1 protein-coding gene is annotated in these 1,430 nt (G+C 69.7%); it reads left to right on the forward strand.

Annotated elements, in window-relative coordinates; translation table 11 throughout:
- Window positions 1-148: 148 nt before the first annotated feature.
- The gene (locus tag ABGB11_RS42365; protein ID WP_347641358.1) at window positions 149-1,393 is read left to right on the forward strand and encodes an IS701 family transposase; all 1,245 of its coding nucleotides are present in this window, start codon (window positions 149-151) and stop codon (window positions 1,391-1,393) included.
- Window positions 1,394-1,430: the final 37 nt, after the last annotated feature.

Below are 1,430 nucleotides of genomic sequence, written 5' to 3' on the forward strand. Positions count from 1 at the left end.
CTAGTACTCCAGCGGTAAGTCGTGATCTTGCTTGTGGGGGTGCTGAAGCATGCAGACGGCCACCGCGTGATCATGGGTGTTTGTGAGGACAACCGAAGATCGCGTGGTGGCCGCTGGGCCCAGCGTAGACCCTGGACGGTGGCAGACGATGCTGGAGGATCTGCTGGGCCAGATGGCCTGCAGGTTCAAGCGGGTGGAGACACGGCGGCGGTTCCGGGGCCTGCTGGAGGGCCTGCTGGCGGAGCTGCCGCGCAAGAACTGCTGGACGATCGCCGAGCACGCCGGGGACCGCGACCCCTACGGGATGCAGTACCTGCTGAGCCGGGCGGTGTGGGACGCCGACGCCGTGCGTGATGACCTGCGCGGCTATGTCACCGAGCAGCTCGGGGCGGCGGGGGCGGTGCTGGTGGTGGACGAGACCGGCGATCTGAAGAAGGGCACCTGCAGTGCCGGGGTGCAGCGCCAGTACACCGGCACCGCCGGCCGGATCGAGAACAGCCAGGTCGCGGTGTTCCTCGGCTACGCCACCGATGCCGGGCACGCCTTCCTCGACCGGGAGCTCTACCTGCCCCGCATCTGGGCCGGCGACACACCCCGGCGCCAAGCGGCCGGGGTGCCCGCCGACCGGCACTTCGCCACCAAGCCCGAGCTGGCCCGCCGCATGCTCGCCCGTGCGCTGGACGCCGGAGTGAACGCGGGGTGGGCCACCGGCGACGAGGTCTACGGCCAAAGCCCGGACCTGCGCCGCGAACTGGAACAACGCGGCGTGGGCTATGTGCTGGCGGTCGCCTCCAGCCACCGCGTCACCCTGGGCATCGGCACCCGCCGCGCCGACCAGGCCGCCGCCGCACTGCCCAAACGGGCCTGGCAGACACTCTCGGCCGGGACCGGCGCCAAAGGCCACCGCCTCTACCACTGGGCCCTGATCGGCATCGACCACCAGCAACCCGGCTGCCGGTGGCTGCTGGTCCGCCGCAACCGCCGCACCGGTGAGCTGGCCTTCTACCGCTGCTACGCCCCCGCGCCCGTCCCGCTGCAGACCCTGGTCAAAGTCGCCGGCCGCCGCTGGACGATCGAGGAATCATTCCAGGCCGGCAAGGGCCTGTGCGGCCTGGACCAACACCAGGTCCGCACCTGGACCTCCTGGTACCGGTGGACCACCATGGCCATGCTCGCCCACGCCTTCCTGACCGCGGTCACGGTCTCCGAGCACACCCACCCACATGACCAGCCCGACCTGACGCCACTCACCCTCGCCGAAGTCCAACGCCTGATGGCCCGGTCAACCACCGCTCCACCACCGGCTGTCGAACACACCCGCCACTGGTCACTCTGGCGCCGACGCCATCAAGCCCACGCACGCACATGCCACTACCAGCGACAACAGACCTGAAGACACTGAAGATCACGACTTACCGCTGGAGTACTAG

The sequence above is a fragment of the Actinomadura sp. B10D3 genome, assembly GCF_039871695.1.
Lineage (GTDB): Bacteria > Actinomycetota > Actinomycetes > Streptosporangiales > Streptosporangiaceae > Spirillospora > Spirillospora madurae.